The sequence below is a fragment of the Streptomyces sp. NPDC001848 genome (assembly GCF_042891915.1).
In the GTDB taxonomy this organism is placed as follows: domain Bacteria; phylum Actinomycetota; class Actinomycetes; order Streptomycetales; family Streptomycetaceae; genus Streptomyces.
Window position 1 is genome coordinate 55,178 of record NZ_JBIATP010000023.1, and the last position, 18,006, is coordinate 73,183.

An 18,006-nucleotide genomic window follows, 5' to 3' on the forward strand; every position below is an offset into this window, starting at 1 on the left:
CCCAGGCTCCGGAATTTCGGCCGCGCTCCCCAGGGTTCTAGCCTTGGGGGGCGCGGCCGGTTTTCGTGCGGCCATGGATGAGACGCGCGACCCGTGCGCGTCACACGCGTAGGAACGAGGCACCACATGACCGACCCGGTGACGCTGAACGGCGAGAGCACGATCGGCGAGTTCGACGAGAAGCGTGCGGAGAACGCCGTAAGGGAGCTGCTCATCGCGGTCGGGGAGGACCCGGACCGAGAGGGGCTGCGCGAGACCCCGGGCAGGGTGGCCCGGGCGTACCGGGAGCTTCTGGCGGGGCTCACGCAGCGGCCGGAGGACGTGCTGACGACGACGTTCGATCTCGGCCACGACGAGATGGTCCTGGTCAAGGACATCGAGATCGTGAGCCTGTGCGAGCACCACCTGCTGCCGTTCCACGGTGTGGCCCATGTCGGCTACATCCCGGCCGAGAGCGGAAAGATCACCGGCCTGTCGAAGCTGGCGCGTCTCGTCGAGGTGTTCGCACGTCGGCCGCAGGTGCAGGAACGACTCACCACGCAGATCGCCGACTCGCTCATGCGCATCCTCGAGGCACGTGGCGCCATCGTGGTCATCGAGGCCGAGCACATGTGCATGTCCGTGCGCGGCATCCGCAAGCCGGGCGCCAAGACGACGACGTCGGCCGTACGCGGCCAGCTGCGGGACGCCACGACGCGCGCCGAGGCGATGAGCCTGATACTGGCGCGCTGACCGCAGGCAGCGCCTTCGGCGGCCGTCAGGAGACGGGTGCCGCGTCGCCGTCGTGGTTGTCGTCGTCCTCCGGGAGCTTGCAGACCCGCTCCAGGAACAGGGCGGCCGCTATGACCGCGATGCCCGCGACGACCGAGAAACCGGCGTAGATGGCCTGGTCGCGGCGGGAGGGCATGTCCAGCGAGCCCAGCAGGAAGACGCCCGTGCCTCCGTACATCCCGGCGACCAGGGCCGCGACCAGGGCGCTGGCCTGGCCGAAGACGACCGCACGGGCCGCCATCAGCGGATCGACACCCTTCGCGTCCTGGCGGCGCTCGCGCTGGGCCTTGAGGCGGGAGCGCAGGGAGAGCGCCGTGGCCAGCAGGACCACGGCGATCAGGGCGAGGACGACGGGCGCGGCCAGCGGGACCCGCGGCAGTGTGCCCACGGCGTCCCACAGACGGGCGCCCGCCCAGGACAGCACTCCGGCCACCACGAACACCGCCGCCAACGTCCTGATCCGCAGCTCTTTCACGATGTCCCTTCGTCGGCCCGGCCGTCGGTTGCACGGGGCTGTGATCCGTCAGGCCCCGGCCCGGTAGACCTTAACGACTACTCGGGCAGCCGGAGTTCCAGGTCGGCGCGGGGCGTGACCCCCTGGCGGGTGACGGTGTCGAGCAGGTGTGCCACCGGGCCGCGGCCGGGCAGCTGGGCCTCAGGGTCGAGGTCGTGCCAGGGCGCGAGGACGAAGGCCCGCTCGTGAGCGCGCGGGTGGGGCAGCGTGAGCACCGGGTCGTCGGAGACCACCTCGGCGTACGCGACGATATCCACATCGAGCGTGCGCGCCCCCCAGCGCTCGTCGCGCACCCGGTGGAAGGCCTCCTCCACGGCGTGCGCCCGCTCCAGCAGGGAGGACGGCGGCAGGGTGGTCTTCACGACGACCACCGCGTTGAAGTACGTGGGCTGGCTGCCGGGGGCCACGCCCCACGGCTCGGTCTCGTACACCGGCGAGACCGCCTTGACGCGTACGCCCGGCGTGTCCTCCAGCGCGTCTATCGCGCCCTGGAGGTTCTCCAGGCGATTGCCCAGGTTGGAGCCGATGGAGATCACGGCCCGTTTCGGGTTCTGCAGGGTGGTGTCGGCGGCGTCCACTTGCTCCACGACGGAGGTGGGCACCGGCTGGACGGTCGGGTCGCTCTGACCCCCGGCGAAGAAGGCGGTCATACTCGGCTCCGGGTGATGGTGACGGTCACGTCGTCGAAGGGGACAGTGATCGGCGCGTCCGGCTTGTGGACGCAGACCTCGACCTCCTGGACCGGGGCGTGCTTGAGGCAGGAGTGGGCGATGCGCTCCGCGAGCGTCTCGATGAGGTTCACGGGCTCCCCCTCGACCAGGGCGACGACCTCCTCGGCCACGACGCCGTAGTGCACGGTCTTCGACAGGTCGTCGTCGGCCGCGGCCGGCCGGGTGTCCACGCCCAGGACGAGATCGACGATGAAGGTCTGGCCCTCCTCGCGCTCCCTGGGGAACACGCCATGGTGCCCGCGGGCCTTCAGGCCGCGCAGCGCGACACGATCCACGCGAATCACTCCTGCAATCGTCGGTAGCGGCCGGTACTCACCGGGTGCGGTCGGTACACCGGCCCGGAACGAATCTACCTGCGGCCACTGACATCGTCGGTCCACGGCGGCGCGCGCCGAGGCGCGGGCAGGAGGGTTCATCGGGCGTTTCCCCTGGGGAACACGGTGACTCACGGGTTGGTAGCCGCCCATACCCAGGAGTAGGTGATTCCAACCACTTCCGCCGCCTACCCACTCGCGCGGGCCGTCCACCCCCTCGGTAGGAGCCGTCCCGGACGGAGTCGTCCCGGACGTTGTCGTCCCGGACGTTGTCGTCCCGGACGGAGTCGTCCAGACAGACTCACGCAGAGGGAGTCGTTTCGGAGAGAGTCTTCTCAGGCGGAGTCGTCGTCCTCGTCGTCACTGGTTTCGGTCAGCACCGGCGAGGCGTGGTGCGACCAGAGTTTCCAGCCGTCGGATGTGCGACGGAACACGTTCGTGGCGACCACCAGCTGGCCGACGAGCGGGCCCGGCTCATCACCGCCGTCGGGGGACGGGCCGCCGCTGAGGATGTTCTCCGTGCAGGTCACGAGGGCGGTGTCGCCGGTTACGGAGACATGGACGTCGGTGAGGAAGAACTGGATGTAGTCGGTGTTCGCCATGATCAGCGCGTACGACCTCAGGACCTCACCGCGTCCGGTCAGCACCGGCCAGCCGGGGTGGACGCAGGAGACCACCCCGGTGTCGGCCGGGTCGTGGTACTCCTCGTCGACGCCCAGGTCGGATGGGGCGAGCCAGAGCGAGGACAGCTCCTCGAAGTCACCCCGCTCCATCGCCTCGTAGAAGGCCGTGTTGGCCAGTTCGACCTGTTCGACGTCGGTGTGGGCGGTGCTCACCGGGCTCCTTCGGGGGTTCCGGTCGTACGCGCGTTCTCCAGGGCGCGGGCGACGCGCACCGCGTCCGCCGTCGCGCGCACCTCGTGCACCCGCACGGCCCACGCGCCCGCCTGCGCGGCGAGTGCGGAGACGGCGGCCGTGGCGGCGTCGCGCTCCCGCGCGGGCGGGGGTGCGCCCTCCGGGCCGGCCAGGACACGGCCGAGGAAGCGTTTGCGGGAGGCGGCCACCAGCAGGGGGTGGCCGAGGCCGAGCAGACGGTCGAGGTGGGCGAGCAGGGCCAGGTCGTGCTCGGCGTCCTTGGAGAAGCCCAGACCGGGGTCGACGACGATGCGGTCCGGGGCGATGCCGCCCTCGAGGACGGCCTCCACGCGCGCGTGCAGCTCGTCCGTCACTTCGGTGACGACGTCCTCGTAGACCCCCCTGACGTTGCCGCCCTGCAGGAAGCCGCGCCAGTGCATGACCACGAAGGGAGCGCCCGAGGCTGCGACGACCGGGATCATCGCGGGGTCGGCGAGGCCGCCGCTGACGTCGTTGACAAGTGCGGCGCCCGCGGCGAGGGCCTGCTCGGCGACACTGGCACGCATGGTGTCGACGGAGACCGTGACGCCCTCGGAGGCGAGGCCGCGCACGACGGGGATGACACGCCTGAGTTCCTCGGCCTCGTCCACCCGGGTGGCACCGGGACGGGTGGACTCCCCGCCGACGTCGACGAGGTCGGCGCCCTCGGAGACCAGGTCGAGGCCGTGCTTGACGGCGGCGGTGGTGTCGAACCAGCGGCCGCCGTCGGAGAAGGAGTCGGGGGTGACGTTGACGACCCCCATGACCGCACAGCGGTTCCACACCGGAAGACCGGCCACGCGGCCCCGCCCACTCTTCGTGCTCATACGTTCAGCGTAGGCCCCTGGGGCCTGTCTTTCGGACCGGCTCGGCCTCGCGGGGCGTGGCATGCGCGTCCGCGCCGTTCGGGATGGCCCGGTGAGGCCCCCGGCGGGGGGATTCGGGGCCTCCACCGGGCCTGTCAGGGGGGTCAGGCGGCGCGTACCCCGCGCTCCGCCATGTTGTGCGCGCACGGGCGCGGGGCCGGCGACGTGCGGGCCAGGAAGCGGGGAAGGGGCAGGTTCACGAAGCCCTCGGCCTGCATGACCGCGAAGCCGATGCGCGGGAGGTCGCGGGTGGAGGCGTACACCATGAAGCGCGGCTCCCAGCGCGGCTGGAACTTGGCGTTGAACTTGTACAGGGACTCGATCTGGAACCACCGGGAGAGGAAGACCAGCAGCCCCCGCCACGCCCGCAGCACGGGACCCGCGCCGATCTTCTCGCCGCGGGCCAGCGCCGAGCGGAACATCGCGAAGTTGAGCGACACCCGCTCGATGCCGAACTTCGGGGCGGCCTGCAGCGCGGCCACGATCAGCAGTTCGTTCATGCCCGGGTCGGCCGAGCGGTCGCGGCGCATCAGGTCGAGCGAGGCACCGTCCGTGCCCCAGGGCACGAAGTGCAGGATCGCCTTCAGGTCGCCGTACGGTCCCGCCTCCGTGTCGGCCTTGTGAGCCGTGGCGATCAGGCAGTCACCGTCGGCCGGGTCCCCGACGCGGCCGAGCGCCATGGAGAAGCCGCGCTCGGTGTCCGTACCACGCCAGTCCGCAGCCGCCCGCCGTATGCGCTCCAGCTCGCCGTCGCCGAGGTCACGGATGCGCCGTACCCGGGTCTCGTAACCGGCCCGCTCGATGCGCTTCACCATCTGGCGCACGTTGCGCATCGCGCGCCCGGAGAGGGAGAAATCCTTGACGTCCACCACCGCCTCGTCACCCAGCTCGAGGGCGTCCAGGCCGGTCTCGCGGGTCCACACCTCGCCGCCCGTCTCCGAGCAGCCCACGACCGCGGGCGTCCAGGAGTGCGCCTTGGCCTCGTCCATGAACCGCTCGATGGCGCCCGGCCAGGCCTCCACGTCGCCGATCGGGTCGCCGCTCGCCAGCATCACGCCCGACACGACGCGGTACGTGACCGCCGCCTTGCCGCTCGGCGAGAAGACGACCGCCTTGTCGCGGCGGAGCGCGAAGTGGCCGAGGGAGTCGCGGCCGCCGTGCTTCTCCAGCAGGGCGCGCAGCCGTGCCTCGTCCTCCTCGGTGAGCCGGGCGGCCGGGTGTTCGGGTCGGAACGCCAGGTAGATCGTGGTGATGGCGGTGATCAGACCGAGCGCGCCGAGCGAGAAGCCCACCGTCCAGGAGGTGTTGCCGGTGTAGTCGACCGGGCCCTCGAAGCCGAAGAGCCCGTACAGGACGTGCTCCAGGCGGTCGGACAGGCTCGGGTCGCCGACCATGCGGTGCGGGTGGACGCTGACGATGACCAGGCCCAGACACACGGAGCCGGCCCCCATGAGGATGAAGTTGGCGAGCGCCCGCCACCGGCTGCGCGGGTCGGGCAGGGCCGCGAACTCGCCTCGGTGGCGCAGCAGCGGCACCAGCAGTACCACCGCGATGAGCACGCCGACGAGTGAGTGGCGGTAGACGTACTCCGACACGGCGCCCGCCGGAAGCAGCAGCACCGCGGCGCGCCATGCCCGGCGCTTGCGTCGGCGCAGCCCGTGGGCGAGGAGCAGCAGCAGGACGCCCGCGCTCAGGGACAGGGCCGCGGCGAAGGGTCCGAACGAGCCGGGCAGCACCTCGGCCATGCGGTGCACACGGCTGTGCCGGAAGCGCGGGAACACGCCGGCGGCGATGTCCAGGACTCCCACGAGGGTGCAGGCCCTGGCGATCAGTGCGGGGACGGCCTCCGGACGCGGGCCGCGGAGTATGCGACGCACCACACGTGATCGCTCCGGAACCTCACCCGACTTTTCCCCATCTATCCTGACAGACATCGCATCCCGTAGTTCTGCGAGAGACCTTGAGCCCGGTGCCGATCGGGGCATCCGGCAACATTGCGCCCTCTAGGACGGTGTCTCGGGGAGAGAGGTTCACTCCCCATTACAAAGCCGGTTCAAAGCCGACGGAAAGTCCGGGGCAAGGGTCGGTGAAACCGCGGGGGCGGGCCCCGCAGTCGTACGGAAAGCGCAGGCAGGAAAGAGCCCATGGGTCTCACGAGCAACAAGGTGCTGGCGCTGGCGATCGTGTTCGCCGTGCTGCTGTTCGTCGGCACGGTGTGGTATTGGCCACGACTGGCGCGACGGAACTGGCGGGCCGTCAGTGGGCGGGTCGGTCTGCTGTTCGCCACCCAGTTGTCGATCTTCGCATCCCTCGGGCTCCTCGCCAACCAGACCTTCGGCTTCTACGCAAGCTGGTCCGATCTGTTCGGCCAGGACACCGGACAGGGCGTGGTCGTCGACAACGGTGCCGACGGATCGAGCAGCGGGCCGCTCCAGGTGGTCGGCACCCAGACGGTGAACGTGTCGGGTGGTGCGAACCCGCAGATCGGCGGCCAGATCCAGAGAGTGAACATATTTGGATCGAAGACGCATATCGCCACACCCGCCTTCGTCTACCTGCCTCCGGAGTACTTCCAGCCGCAGTTCCGTACGCGGTCGTTCCCCGTGGGGGTCGTCCTCACCGGCTACCCGGGTACGGCAGCCGCGCTCATCAAGGGGCTGAAGTACCCGCAGACGGCCCACGACCTGGCCAAGAGCGGCAAGATGCAGCCGATGATCCTGGTGATGCTGCGGCCGACCGTGGCGCCGCCGCGGGACACGGAGTGCGTGGACATCCCGGGCGGACCGCAGGTCGAGACGTTCTTCGCCAAGGACCTTCCCGCAGCGGTCCGGGCCCACTACAAGAGGGTGGGCGTGACGCCCAACGGCTGGGGTGTCATCGGCGACTCCACGGGCGGCTACTGCGCGCTGAAGTTCGCGATGCACCACCCGGACGTCTATGCCGCCGCGGTGGGTCTGTCGCCGTACTTCAAGGCGCCGATCGACCCGACCACGGGCGATCTCTTCCACGGGGACAAGACGCTGCAGAACCGGGCCGACCTGATGTGGTACCTCAAGCACATGCCGGCGCCCAACACCTCACTGCTCGTCACGAGCAGCAAGCACGGCGAGTTCCATTACAAGGCGACGCTCAAGTTCATTCAGCAGGTGCGGGCCAACAAGGTGACCCGGATCTCGTCGCTCATCCTCGACAGCGGCGGCCACAACTTCAACACGTGGCTGCGGGAGATCCCGGGCTCGCTGCAGTGGCTGAGCGGGCGGCTCAGCGACCGCTGAGCGGGTGAATGGATGGTTACTCCACGGGAATTCGCGCAATCCGGAGGCGGTCGGCTCCCAGTTCCCTTTCGGGACGGGGAGTCGGGCCGCGGTATCGAGCTTCCGGCCGCGCGATAAACGATCTTGAACGCCGGTGCCGCCGTTCCGGAAGAGTCCGGCGGAGTACCGAAACGGGCTGGCAGAGCGGCCGATCCGCCCTTCGGGCGGAGGGGGGCGATCCGCGTCCGATCCGCGTCCGAAGGGAATCTCCCGGATTCGGCAGGGCGTTGTTCCCCATTCCGGTGCCCGTGGGGGTGTGGGAACGTTGCGGTGTGGCCGTGTTTTTACCGGGTGGGGCACCATCATTCGCCTACGCGCGGTAAGTTTCTGGCCATGCCACGTGGACGTCACCGTCATTCCCCACCCTTGCACAGGCTGTTGCCTCCTTCGGTGATCGCAGGCGTCTCGGTCGTCTGCGCCGTGGGGCCCTGGCTGTTCACGGAGCCGCTGGTGCTCCGTGGGCTGGCCGCGGGTGCCGCGGTCACGACGATCGTCGGCTCGGTCGTCATGCGCCGCTGGGACGTGGCCGCGGGCAAACGCGTCGCCGACCTCACGCGCGCGCGGGCGAGCGACGAGTGGCGCCACGAGGAGCGGGTCGCCGAACTGGAGACCGACCTCGAGGAGTCGCGCGAACTCCGCGCCAAGCTGGAGCAGAGGCTGCGCGCCAAGCGCACGGAACTGGCCAATCTGCGCAACGAACACGCCGCCCTGCTGCGGCGGTACGCGACCGCGGAGACGGAACGCGCGAGCGCCCTGGAGGGTCGCCGCCTGCTGGCCATCGAGGCCGCGCCCGCTTCCCCGGAGCTGTCCGCGTCGGTCGCGGAGGCCCCTGCCACCGAGCCGGAGAAGGACGCCGGGCCGGCGCTGTCCGCCCCCCGGGCGTTCTCCCCGGAGGGCTCGGCGCTCTTCGCGGCGGCCCAGGAGGCGCTGGCACGGCTCGCCCGGGGAGAGGACCTGGGCGCGGCCGGAGAGCCGGCCGCCGACGCCGGGGCGGCCAGCGAGAAGGACACCCCCACGAGGGGCGGCCCGGACGACGGCGGCGGCGAGCGCGCCTCCGCCGACCCCGACGCCTCCGACGCCCCCGAGGGCCCGGAGACCTTGGAGACTTTGGAGACCGCCACCCCCGAGGTCGGGGCGGAGGCCGAGCCGGCCCGCGAGCAGGAGCCCCCGGCCGCCTCGAAGGGACAGCAGCCCCAGCCTCCCGCCGCGATGCCGCCCCACACCACCGGCCACTTCACCGTGCCGACCGCCGTGGCCGTCGTACCGTCGGCCCCGCGTCCGCGCCCGGCCGTCGAAGGCGGCTTCGACTTCTTCGGCACCAAGTCGCGGCAGAGCCTGGAGTCCGTGCAGAACGAGGACCTCGCGGACGTCGTCGGCCAGGAGGCGCTCGCGGTGCACAAGGCGGAGTCCGAGTCCGGCTTCAAGTCGGCCGGACCCGAGGAGCGCGCCGTCGGCCAGGTCATCGACCTGACGGCGCACGACGAGACCGAGCGGATCGACGTCCAGGGGCTGCGCACCGCGGCCTACTGAACGGGGCAGGACGTGGATGAGGGGCGGCGGCACGCCAGGTGCCGCCGCCCCTCACGTCGTCACGTGGTCGTCTACGAGGCCATCCACCGGTCCGGCCGCGCGTCCCGGCGCCCCGTGCGCGACCGGTCCGCCTGCGCGTACAGCAGCGCCACCGCCTCCTCGGCGTCCCGCAGGCGCGCCGTGACCGTCTTGTTCGCGCCGGTGTCCAGATGCACGTCGGCGACCCCCCACAGCCGCTGCCACGGCCCCTGCGTCCGCCGTGCGCTCTGCACCTTGGCGTGCGGGACGAGGGACAGGGTGCGGCGCAGCAGGCCGTGCCGGGAGGCGAACACCGCCTCGGTGACGGCGAGCCCCTGGCCGCGCCACCACACCGGCAGGCACCGGGCCGCGCGCCGCGGCGGCCGGGACGGGGACGTCGGCACGGTCACCTCGGGCAGCACCCGGGCGATCACCGACTCGGCGGCGGCACGCGGGGCGACCGGTACCAGCACCGAGTTGGACGAGCCGGCGACGTCGAGTTCCACCCGCACCCACCCTCGCCGCCGCCACAGCAGCGGCTCCACGATCCGTACGCTCTGCACGCGCCCCGGCGGCACCGTCTCGTGCGCCCGGTCCAGCAGCCCGTGGTCGATACGGAGCCCGTCCGGCGACTCGCCCACCGTCCAGTCGTACGCGCGCACGAAACGCCCCGCCGACCTGGTGGCCGCGCCGCCGAGCAGCGGCACCCCGGCGGCCAGCACCGCACCCACGCTGTGCGTGCCGAGCCACACCAGCGTCGGCACGACCAGGGCGCCGAGCAGCGAGCCCCAGGTGGCGCCGATGAGGAGGAGCGAGACGGCCAGGTCGCCCGGCGGCACGTGCAGCAGCCGCCGTACCGGTGCCTCGCCGACCTCGTGCGCCGTCTCGGGGGCGAAACCGGCCGCGCGGGCGAGGAGTTCGGCCCGCAGGGCCCGCGCCTCCGCTTGGCCGAGATAGGCCAGTTCGTCCTTCTTGTCGGTGCCGATGACGTCCAGCTTCAGCTTGGCGACGCCCGCGAGGCGGGCCAGCAGCGGCTGGGTGACGTCGACGGCCTGCAGCCGGTCCAGACGGATGTGTGCGGTACGGCGGAACAACAGGCCCGTGCGGATGCGCAGTTCGGAGTCGGTCACCGAGAAGTGCGTGAACCACCAGCTGAGGAAGCCGTACAGGGCGGCGGTCGGCACCAGGACCGCCAGGCCGATGAGGAGCGCGGCAGTGGTCAGCTTCGTCAGCTGCTCCTGGGCCTGGTTCGGGTCGTGCACGGCCCAGCCGACGACCACGGCGACCGGCGCCCAGGCGCGCCGCAGCGGGGTGAGCGGATGCAGCCGCCGCTCGGCACCCCGCTGCCCCCGAGGTATGCCCGGCTGTGCTCCGGTGTCGCTCACAGCCCCGCCGATCGGGCCTCGCCCAGCTCGGTCAGCCGGTCCCGCAGCCGCTCCGCCTCGGCCGGATGCAGCCCGGGGATCCGGGCGTCGGTCGCGGCGGCGGCCGTGTGCAGCTGGACGCTCGCCAGCCCGAAGTGCCGTTCGACGGGCCCGGAGGTCACCTCCACGAGCTGCATGCGGCCGTACGGCACCACGGTCTCCTCCCGCCACAGCACGCCCCGGCTGATCAGCAGGTCGTCGGCGCGCTCGGCGTACCGCCAGGAGCGCCAGTTGCGGCCGAGCAGCACCCACCCCCAGGCGAGCCCGGCGGGCGGCAGCAGGGCGAACAGCGCCCACACCGGCCCGGCCAGCAGCCCCGGCAGGAGCGCCGCCAAGAGCGTCCCCAGCCCGGCCCACACCAGCAGCAGCATCCGCCGCATCCTCAGCAGCCCTGGCGGCAGCCCCGTCCAGACGGGCTCCGGGCCCGCCTTCACCGTCCCCGTTTCCATGGCGCAAGCGTACGTACGAGAGACTGGGTCCATGACTCCTACGACGGAGACCATGGTCGGGATCGGCGGCGCCGCGGAGAGCACCGACATGGTGCTCAACATCGGGCCCCAGCACCCGTCCACGCACGGTGTGCTGCGGCTGAAGCTGGTGCTGGACGGCGAGCGGATCAGGCGCGCGGAGCCGGTCATCGGCTACATGCACCGGGGCGCGGAGAAGCTGTTCGAGGCGCGCGACTACCGCCAGATCATCATGCTGGCCAACCGCCACGACTGGCTCTCCGCCTTCTCCAACGAGCTGGGCGTGGTCCTCGCCGTCGAACGGATGCTCGGCATGGAGGTGCCCGAGCGCGCCGTGTGGATGCGCACGCTCCTCGCGGAGCTGAACCGGGTCCTGAACCACCTGATGTTCCTCGGCTCCTACCCGCTGGAGCTGGGCGGCATCACCCCGGTGTTCTACGCGTTCCAGGAGCGCGAGGAGCTGCAGAACGTCATGGAGGAGATCTCCGGCGGCCGCATGCACTACATGTTCAACCGGGTCGGCGGGCTCAAGGAGGACCTGCCGGCCGGGTGGACCGCACGCGCGCGTACCGCCGTCCGTGACGTGCGCTCCCGTATGGACCGGTTCGACGACCTGGTGCTCGGCAACGAGATCTTCCGGGGGCGTACCCGGGGTGTGGGCGTCCTCGCCCCGGAGACGGTGCACGCGTACGGCGTGAGCGGGCCGATCGCGCGCGCCTCCGGCGTGGACTTCGACCTGCGCCGGGACGAGCCGTACCTGGCCTACGGGGAACTCCAGGACACCCTCAGGGTCGTCACCCGGCAGGAAGGCGACTGCCTGGCCCGCTTCGAGTGCCTGCTGGAGCAGACGCACAACGCGCTGGACCTGGCCGACGCGTGCCTGGACCGGCTGGCGGAGCTGCCGCCCGGGCCGGTCAACCAGCGCCTGCCCAAGGTGCTCAAGGCGCCCGAGGGCCACACCTACGCCTGGACCGAGAACCCGCTCGGCATCAACGGCTACTACCTGGTCAGCAAGGGCGACAAGACGCCGTACCGGCTCAAGCTGCGCTCGGCCTCGTACAACAACATCCAGGCACTGACCGAGCTGCTGCCGGGGACGCTGGTCGCGGACATGGTGGCGATTCTCGGGTCAATGTTCTTCGTGGTCGGGGACATCGACAAATAGCTCCTCGAAGAGCTCTTCGCGGGCGGCGTCGGGGATGCCCACCGGCTGGAGCAGCCAGCCGAAGTCGCCGAGTCCGCCGGGAGCGGTGAGTTCGGCGGCGGCTCCCGCGTGCGCGAGGGCGCGTACGTATGCGGTGGGGTCGGTGGAGGCGAGCGTGAGCGGGGGGCGTGCGCCGGTGATCCCGAGTGCGTGCAGCGCGGTGCGCTGGGTCAGCAGGCGTGCCCCCGGCAGGGCGCACGCGTCCAGCGCCACATGCGCCGTGATGTCGCAGGAGCCGTCCGGCACGGGAGCGCACTCCCGGCCCGCGCGGAACCCGGTGAGCGTGCCGAAGGGCGGCCGGGCGCCCGCGCGGTGCGCGTAGTCGACGGCGACGGCCAGCCCACGCTCGACGGTGGCGACGGCGGCGGCCCACGCGGTGTCCCGGGGCAGGCCGATCTCGGCCCGGCACCCGTCTGCGGACAGCGGCCACCAGCGCTCCAGCCACGCGGCCTCCGCTCCCGTGACCGGCTCCCCGAGCCGCTCGGTCCCGTCCCGATCGACCAGGACCAGCCGGGGCACCGCGTCGGCGTCCGCCTCCGCCACCTCGACCGGCACGTTGTCCAGCCACTCGTTCGCGAAGAGCAGCCCGGTGGTTCCCTCCGGGGGCTCGCCCAGCCACTCGATCCGGCCGTCCAGGCCAGGGGGCGGGCCGGTGATCTCCACGGCGTACGCGCGCGTGCGGGCGGCGACGTCGTCGGGCAGCGCGTCCAGGACCCCGGCCACCAGTTCGCCCCGCCCCGCTGCCATGTCCACGAACGCCAGCTCGGCCGGCCGCCCCAGCGCCCCGTCGACCAGGCACAGCAGCCGGGCCACGGCAACGGCGAACAGCGGTGAGGCGTGCACGGACGTACGGAAGTGCGCCGCGGGCCCCTCGGGCCGCCGGTAGAACCCGTCCGCCCCGTACAGCGCCTCCTGGGCCGCCGCCCGCCATCCCCGCCACTCACCGCTCAGCCGCTGGTCCACGGGGTCAGGCTAGGCGCATCCCCGCCTCCGGGGTCTCGGCGAGCATCCACCTTGCGGAGTACGTGTGTCCGTCACGGATCGGCCCTCCGGTTGACCCCCGCACCCTGCGCGTTTCCCTACTCTGGGTTACGTGCAGCGCCTCTATGACTTCCTTCGCAGGCATCCCACCTGGGTCGACAGTTTCTGGGCCGTCGTCCTGTTCGGGCTCTCCTGCGTGAGTCTGACGAACCTCAACGGGGCGCCGGACCACCACGGATCGCTCCCGGTCGGGCTCGCCGTCTCCGCCGTGCTCTGCCTGGTCGTCGCGCTGCGCCGCCGCATGCCCGAGAAGATGCTGATCGTCGCCGGCGGCATGGGGCTGGCCCAGCTGGTCCTGGACGAAGAGGCGATGATCGCCGACTTCGCCATGCTGGTGATCATCTTCACGGTCGCCGCCCTGGGCGCCCGCTGGGCCTCCCGCATCGGCCTGATCGCCGGTCTGAGCGCGGGCACCCTGTCCACGATCCGCTGGCCGGACCACCACTCCGGTGCCCTCGGCAACATCGCGATAGCCGTCTTCCAGACCGTGCCCTTCGCGCTCGCCTGGGTCCTCGGCGACTCCCTGCGCACCCGGCGCGCCTACTTCGCCCAGCTGGAGGAGCGCGCGGCCCGGCTGGAGAAGGAGCGCGAGGCGCAGGCCAAGGTGGCGGTGGCCGCCGAGCGCGCACGTATCGCCCGCGAGCTGCACGACGTGGTGGCGCACAACGTCTCGGTGATGGTGGTGCAGGCCGACGGCGCCGCCTACGTCCTCGACACCGCCCCCGACCAGGCGAGGAAGGCCCTGGAGACGATCTCCACCACCGGCCGCCAGGCCCTCGCCGAGATGCGCCGGCTGCTCGGTGTGCTGCGCACCGGTGAGCACAAGGAGGAGGGGGAGTACGTCCCGCAGCCCGACGTCGAACAGATCGACGAGCTGGTCGAGCAGTGCCGCAGCGCGGGCCTGCCCGTCGACTTCAAGGTGGAGGGCACCCCGCGTCCGCTGCCCAGCGGCGTGGAGCTGACCGCGTACCGCATCGTGCAGGAGGCGCTCACCAACACCCGCAAGCACGGGGGGCCGGGCGCGGGCGCCAGCGTGCGGCTGGTGTACTTCGACGACGGCCTCGGACTGCTCGTCGAGGACGACGGCAAGGGTGCCCCGCACGAGCTGTACGAGGAGGGCGGCCTCGACGGCCGGGGCCACGGCCTGATCGGCATGCGGGAGCGCGTCGGCATGGTCGGCGGAACCCTGGACGCGGGCCCCCGCCCCGGAGGAGGCTTCCGCATCAGTGCCCTGCTGCCGCTGAAACCGGCCCACTGACACGCCCGTGAAACCGGCCCACCGAGACGCCCCTGCAACCGGCCCACCGAGACGCCTCTGCAACCGGCCCACTGACACGCGCCCGCCCGGGCCCGCCCGACACCCACCGACCGGAGGACCCCGCCATGCCGATCCGCGTGATGCTCGTCGACGACCAGGTGCTGCTGCGCACCGGGTTCCGGATGGTGCTGGCCGCCCAGCCGGACATGGAGGTCGTCGCCGAGGCGGGTGACGGCGTCGAGGCCCTTCAGGTGCTGCGGTCGACCGAGGTCGACGTGGTGTTGATGGACGTGCGCATGCCGAAGTTGGACGGCGTGGAGGCGACCCGCCGCATCTGCGCGGACCCCAACCCGCCCAAGGTGCTGATCCTGACCACCTTCGACCTCGACGAGTACGCGTTCTCCGGGCTGAAGGCGGGCGCCTCCGGCTTCATGCTGAAGGACGTGCCGCCCGGCGAGCTGCTCGCCGCCATCCGTGCCGTGCACAGCGGCGACGCCGTGGTCGCGCCGTCCACGACCCGCCGGCTGCTCGACCGGTTCGCACCGATGCTGCCGGGCGGCAGCACCGGGCCCCGGCACAAGGAGCTGGACCGGCTCACCGACCGCGAGCGCGAGGTCATGGTCCTGGTCGCCCAGGGTCTGTCCAACGGCGAGATCGCGGCCCGGCTGGTGCTGTCCGAGGCCACCGTGAAGACCCATGTGGGCCGCATCCTGACCAAGCTGGGGCTCAGGGACCGGGTGCAGGTGGTCGTCCTCGCCTACGAGACGGGGCTCGTCCGGGCGGGCGGGCACGGCTGACCTTCGGCGCGGTCGGCCCGCGCCCATGCGCGCCTACCTGAGGATGCCCTCCAGGAAGTCGCTGCCGAGCCGGGCCACCGCCGGTACGTCCATCTGGTGCAGGACGTACCGGCCGCGGCGGCGGGTGGTGATCAGACCGGCCTTCTTCAGGGTGCTCAGGTGCCGGGATATCTCCGGCGGACTCATGCCGTGGATCTGCGCCAGCTCGCTCGTGGTGAACGTACTGCGGGCCAGACTGCGGCAGATCTGCATCCGCGCCGGGTGGGACAGCGCGGCCAGTCGAAGGGACAGCTCTTCGACGGAGAGCGGGGAGGCCGGGCCCGGGGAGGCGATGGGGTAGTGCAGCAGGGGCTGCCAGCCGTACCGGTGCAGCACCATGAGGTGGGGCCAGCCGAGACTGGTCGGCACCAGCAGCAGACTCCTGCCCGCCGTGGTGGTGCGTCCCCGGCCCAGCTTGTCCACGGTGATCCGGTCGGCCTCCTCGTCGAGGACGACCGCGGGCGACACCGCGGCCAGCGCCTCGGCCAGGCCCTTGTGCCGCAGGAGGTCGGTCTTGTGGCGGGCGTCCGCCGTGAGCTGATGGCGCAGCCGGGACCAGGTCTCGGCGAAGAAGGCCGCGTCACAGTCCTCCAGGAACTGCCGCAGCCAGGCCCGCACCCTCGGCGGGTCCTCGAACAGCCGCTGGGTGAACAGCAGCTGTCGCGGCCCTCGGGCGGCGGCCAGCTCGAGGGCGCGCTGCCGCAGCGCAGGGTCGGCGAGCACAGGGGGTCCGGGCATGCCGTAGGGCAGCGCGCAGGAGAACTCCAGTGCCGCGTCCACGAACTGTTCATCCGTGAGCTTGTCCAGCAGGTCGAGCTCCTCGGCCAGGGTGGCTGCGGGGAGCGTCGTCCCGCCGGGGATCCCGGCGTACGGATGGAAGAGGTCCGAGTGCGAGGTACGCCACAGGAAGTCGGCCTCGCACATCCGGTCGGCGAGGTGCGAGTCGAGACCGGCGGTGACGGTGGTCACCCATCCCTGCAGGCCGGGGTGGTGGCCCGGCTCGGACAGCGCATGCAGGGCCATCCCGAGTTCCGACAGCGGTGAAGGCAGCACGGAGACCCTCTCCGGCCGTAGCCCGCTGATGTCGATGTCCACGCTCATGGCCTCATGGTGCACCCCGCCACTGACACGGACGCCCTCGTTTGACGGCAGCCGTCAATCGGCAGGACACCGCTCGCCGTACCGGCGCAGCCTGGGACGGCCGGGGCAGCCGCGGAGCCCACGGAATCCTGTCTCCACGTCCCGAAGAGGCGAGCCGTATGAGCATCACTCAGGAGTACCTCCTCGACGCCTACCGCGCCCGGCGTCTCGGTGAACCCTCCCCGCCCGCGCCCGGCGCCCATGACTGGCAGGTCGTGCGCGAGCTGCGCGACCGCCGGGAGTTCCGCGCGGTCCTCGCGGGCCGCCCGGCCCGGGGACGGCTGCGGGCGGCCCTGTCCCGCTGGTTCCACGGCCCGGCGTCCCGACGGCTTGACGCTCCGGTGTCCCGGAAGGCCTGACTGAAAGCCCCGAACAAAATGGGAGCCCGGCTCCGTCTTCGGGGCTCTAAGTCCCGTTGACCCCGGGCAGCCGCTCCACGAACTCCGCCGCCGCCTTCCTCACGTCGTCCGCCGTCCACTCCAGGGCGGCGGCGCGTACGTTGACCTCGGTGAAGGCCAGTCCCGGGCCGCCGCGGTCCCAGGCGTCGGCGAACAGGAGTGTCCCCGTCTCCTCGCCCTGCCGGACGGCGGCCTGAGCGAGGACGTCCGCGTCGTACGGCAGCCAGACCTGGAACTCGTGGGTGTGCGGCGGGTCGGGGTGCACCCGCGCCCACGGCAGCCCCGCCGCCGCCGCCGTGAAACCCTCGCGCAGCGCGGCGGCCACCACGCGCGCGTGGCGCACGTACTCCGGTAGCCGGGGAAGCTCCCGCTCCAGCCCGGCCAGGGCCGAGAGCACCGTCGGGAACTGCTGGAAGACCGTGCCGCCATAGCGGTGACGCCAGGCCTTCGCCTCGTCCACAAGGGTCCTGGGGCCCGCGAGCGCCGCGCCGCCGTACCCGTCGAGCGACTTGTAGAACGACACGTAGACGCTGTCCACGAGGCCCGCGATGTCCTCCAGCGGCCGGCCGAAGTGGACCGTGGTCTCCCACAGGCGCGCGCCGTCGAAGTGCACCACCGCGTCGCGCTCGTGCGCCGCCTCGACGACCTCGGTGAGCTCCTCGAAGGAGGGCAGGACGAAACCGGCGTCCCTGAGGGGCAGTTCGAGCATCAGCGCCCCGAAGGGCTCCTCGAAGTCGCGCACCTCCTCGGCGGTGGGCAGCCGGGGCTCGCTCGTCACGCGCACCGGGCGCAATCCGCTGACCTCGCTGAACGCCTTCCGCTCGTGCACCTCGGGGTGGGCCAGCGCCTGCAGGGCCACCGTGGGGTTCCCCGTGCGGCCCGCCCAGCAGCGCAGCGCCACCTGCTGGGCCATGGTCCCGGTCGGGAAGAAGGCGGCGGCCTCCTTGCCCAGCAGCCCGGCGACCCGCTCCTCCAGCGCCTCGACGATCCCCGTGCCGTACATGTCCCCGGACTCGTCCAGGTCGTACAGGCCCCCCGCGCCGTCCAGCAGCGCCAGCCGCTCCCGGAGCGTCCCCAGGAACCCCGGACGCGCCAGCACGCGCTCCGCGCCGCGGTGGGCGGCGATCCGGCGCTCCCGCAGCCCGCGCCGCAGCTCCTCGGCTGCCTCCGCCGGGCCTTCCCCGCCCTCCCGAGCCGGCTCTCCGGCACCCACTTCCGCCGTTCGCGCCATGTCCCCCTCCGCCCTCGTTCCCACCCCGGGATCATCCCCCGCGGCACCCTGGTTTC

Annotated in this window: 18 protein-coding genes; 7 read left to right on the forward strand and 11 right to left on the reverse strand. The window is 72.0% G+C overall.

The features are described from left to right. Positions 1-126 precede the first annotated feature (126 nt). Positions 127-732 carry a GTP cyclohydrolase I FolE gene (folE, locus tag ACFYZJ_RS34540; protein ID WP_388574962.1) on the forward strand — a complete coding sequence of 202 codons (606 nt, stop codon included), beginning with the start codon at positions 127-129 and terminating at the stop codon, positions 730-732. Between the two features lie 25 nt (positions 733-757). Here the strand turns inward: folE and ACFYZJ_RS34545 are convergent, their stop codons facing one another. The 6 genes from ACFYZJ_RS34545 to ACFYZJ_RS34570 all read right to left on the reverse strand — a co-directional run bounded on the left by ACFYZJ_RS34545 (position 758) and on the right by ACFYZJ_RS34570 (position 6,023). Next, positions 758-1,246 (reverse strand): DUF3180 domain-containing protein, encoded by a 489-nt coding sequence (locus tag ACFYZJ_RS34545; protein WP_388574965.1) that lies wholly within the window; start codon positions 1,244-1,246, stop codon positions 758-760. A 77-nt stretch (positions 1,247-1,323) separates the two neighbouring features. Beyond that, positions 1,324-1,935 carry a 2-amino-4-hydroxy-6-hydroxymethyldihydropteridine diphosphokinase gene (gene folK, locus ACFYZJ_RS34550; RefSeq protein WP_388574968.1) on the reverse strand — a complete coding sequence of 204 codons (612 nt, stop codon included), beginning with the start codon at positions 1,933-1,935 and terminating at the stop codon, positions 1,324-1,326. Beyond that, positions 1,932-2,291, reverse strand: coding sequence for a dihydroneopterin aldolase (gene folB, locus ACFYZJ_RS34555; protein WP_388574971.1), 360 nt, complete (start codon positions 2,289-2,291; stop codon positions 1,932-1,934). Before folB ends, folK begins: the two co-directional genes overlap by 4 nt. A 374-nt stretch (positions 2,292-2,665) precedes the next feature. Next, entirely contained in the window at positions 2,666-3,166 is a 501-nt protein-coding gene (locus ACFYZJ_RS34560; RefSeq protein WP_388574973.1) for a nuclear transport factor 2 family protein, read from the reverse strand. Next, a complete protein-coding gene (folP, locus tag ACFYZJ_RS34565) occupies positions 3,163-4,050 on the reverse strand; it encodes a dihydropteroate synthase (RefSeq protein WP_388574975.1) in 888 nt (295 codons plus the stop codon). The genes ACFYZJ_RS34560 and folP overlap by 4 nt, the downstream gene beginning before the upstream one ends. 143 nt (positions 4,051-4,193) lie before the next feature. After that, complete coding sequence (locus ACFYZJ_RS34570; protein WP_388574978.1) at positions 4,194-6,023, reverse strand: phosphatidylglycerol lysyltransferase domain-containing protein; 1,830 nt, start codon at positions 6,021-6,023, stop codon at positions 4,194-4,196. Between the two features lie 210 nt (positions 6,024-6,233). Here ACFYZJ_RS34570 and ACFYZJ_RS34575 point away from each other — a divergent pair, with 210 nt between their 5' ends. After that, entirely contained in the window at positions 6,234-7,364 is a 1,131-nt protein-coding gene (locus tag ACFYZJ_RS34575; protein ID WP_388574981.1) for an alpha/beta hydrolase, read from the forward strand. Positions 7,365-7,736: 372 nt separating this feature from the next. Then, positions 7,737-8,933, forward strand: a complete 1,197-nt coding sequence (locus tag ACFYZJ_RS34580) for a hypothetical protein (RefSeq protein WP_388574984.1) — start codon at positions 7,737-7,739, stop codon at positions 8,931-8,933. A 71-nt stretch (positions 8,934-9,004) separates the two neighbouring features. Here the strand turns inward: ACFYZJ_RS34580 and ACFYZJ_RS34585 are convergent, their stop codons facing one another. After that, complete coding sequence (locus ACFYZJ_RS34585; RefSeq protein WP_388574987.1) at positions 9,005-10,336, reverse strand: PH domain-containing protein; 1,332 nt, start codon at positions 10,334-10,336, stop codon at positions 9,005-9,007. After that, the gene (locus ACFYZJ_RS34590; RefSeq protein WP_388574988.1) at positions 10,333-10,824 is read right to left on the reverse strand and encodes a PH domain-containing protein; all 492 of its coding nucleotides are present in this window, start codon (positions 10,822-10,824) and stop codon (positions 10,333-10,335) included. The genes ACFYZJ_RS34585 and ACFYZJ_RS34590 overlap by 4 nt, the downstream gene beginning before the upstream one ends. A gap of 31 nt (positions 10,825-10,855) precedes the next feature. Between ACFYZJ_RS34590 and ACFYZJ_RS34595 the strand changes: the two genes are divergently transcribed. Then, entirely contained in the window at positions 10,856-12,007 is a 1,152-nt protein-coding gene (locus tag ACFYZJ_RS34595; protein ID WP_388574990.1) for an NADH-quinone oxidoreductase subunit D, read from the forward strand. Here ACFYZJ_RS34595 and ACFYZJ_RS34600 read toward each other — a convergent pair. Continuing rightward, a complete protein-coding gene (locus ACFYZJ_RS34600) occupies positions 11,972-13,009 on the reverse strand; it encodes an SAM-dependent methyltransferase (protein WP_388574991.1) in 1,038 nt (345 codons plus the stop codon). The two genes, ACFYZJ_RS34595 and ACFYZJ_RS34600, sit on opposite strands and share 36 nt — an antisense overlap. Positions 13,010-13,139: 130 nt before the next feature. Here ACFYZJ_RS34600 and ACFYZJ_RS34605 point away from each other — a divergent pair, with 130 nt between their 5' ends. Together ACFYZJ_RS34605 and ACFYZJ_RS34610 are read left to right on the forward strand one after the other, a co-directional pair. After that, a complete protein-coding gene (locus ACFYZJ_RS34605; RefSeq protein ID WP_388574994.1) occupies positions 13,140-14,345 on the forward strand; it encodes a sensor histidine kinase in 1,206 nt (401 codons plus the stop codon). A gap of 125 nt (positions 14,346-14,470) precedes the next feature. Next, on the forward strand, positions 14,471-15,142 hold the full coding sequence (locus ACFYZJ_RS34610) for a response regulator (RefSeq protein ID WP_388574997.1): 672 nt from the start codon (positions 14,471-14,473) through the stop codon (positions 15,140-15,142). A gap of 33 nt (positions 15,143-15,175) precedes the next feature. Here the strand turns inward: ACFYZJ_RS34610 and ACFYZJ_RS34615 are convergent, their stop codons facing one another. Continuing rightward, positions 15,176-16,282, reverse strand: coding sequence for a DUF5937 family protein (locus ACFYZJ_RS34615; RefSeq protein ID WP_388574999.1), 1,107 nt, complete (start codon positions 16,280-16,282; stop codon positions 15,176-15,178). Positions 16,283-16,440: 158 nt separating this feature from the next. Between ACFYZJ_RS34615 and ACFYZJ_RS34620 the strand changes: the two genes are divergently transcribed. Beyond that, the gene (locus ACFYZJ_RS34620; RefSeq protein WP_388575002.1) at positions 16,441-16,680 is read left to right on the forward strand and encodes a hypothetical protein; all 240 of its coding nucleotides are present in this window, start codon (positions 16,441-16,443) and stop codon (positions 16,678-16,680) included. A 46-nt stretch (positions 16,681-16,726) separates the two neighbouring features. Here the strand turns inward: ACFYZJ_RS34620 and ACFYZJ_RS34625 are convergent, their stop codons facing one another. Continuing rightward, positions 16,727-17,950 (reverse strand): threonine aldolase family protein, encoded by a 1,224-nt coding sequence (locus tag ACFYZJ_RS34625; RefSeq protein ID WP_388575004.1) that lies wholly within the window; start codon positions 17,948-17,950, stop codon positions 16,727-16,729. Between the last annotated feature and the right edge of the window lie 56 nt (positions 17,951-18,006).

Coding starts and splice junctions, on each gene's coding strand:
- folE (WP_388574962.1), top strand. CDS start 127: ATGACCGACCCGGTGACGCTGAACGGCGAGAGCACGATCGGCGAGTTC.
- folK (WP_388574968.1), bottom strand. CDS start 1,935: ATGACCGCCTTCTTCGCCGGGGGTCAGAGCGACCCGACCGTCCAGCCG.
- folP (WP_388574975.1), bottom strand. CDS start 4,050: ATGAGCACGAAGAGTGGGCGGGGCCGCGTGGCCGGTCTTCCGGTGTGG.
- ACFYZJ_RS34570 (WP_388574978.1), bottom strand. CDS start 6,023: ATGTCTGTCAGGATAGATGGGGAAAAGTCGGGTGAGGTTCCGGAGCGA.
- ACFYZJ_RS34575 (WP_388574981.1), top strand. CDS start 6,234: ATGGGTCTCACGAGCAACAAGGTGCTGGCGCTGGCGATCGTGTTCGCC.
- ACFYZJ_RS34580 (WP_388574984.1), top strand. CDS start 7,737: ATGCCACGTGGACGTCACCGTCATTCCCCACCCTTGCACAGGCTGTTG.
- ACFYZJ_RS34590 (WP_388574988.1), bottom strand. CDS start 10,824: ATGGAAACGGGGACGGTGAAGGCGGGCCCGGAGCCCGTCTGGACGGGG.
- ACFYZJ_RS34595 (WP_388574990.1), top strand. CDS start 10,856: ATGACTCCTACGACGGAGACCATGGTCGGGATCGGCGGCGCCGCGGAG.
- ACFYZJ_RS34610 (WP_388574997.1), top strand. CDS start 14,471: ATGCCGATCCGCGTGATGCTCGTCGACGACCAGGTGCTGCTGCGCACC.
- ACFYZJ_RS34615 (WP_388574999.1), bottom strand. CDS start 16,282: ATGAGCGTGGACATCGACATCAGCGGGCTACGGCCGGAGAGGGTCTCC.
- ACFYZJ_RS34620 (WP_388575002.1), top strand. CDS start 16,441: ATGAGCATCACTCAGGAGTACCTCCTCGACGCCTACCGCGCCCGGCGT.
- ACFYZJ_RS34625 (WP_388575004.1), bottom strand. CDS start 17,950: ATGGCGCGAACGGCGGAAGTGGGTGCCGGAGAGCCGGCTCGGGAGGGC.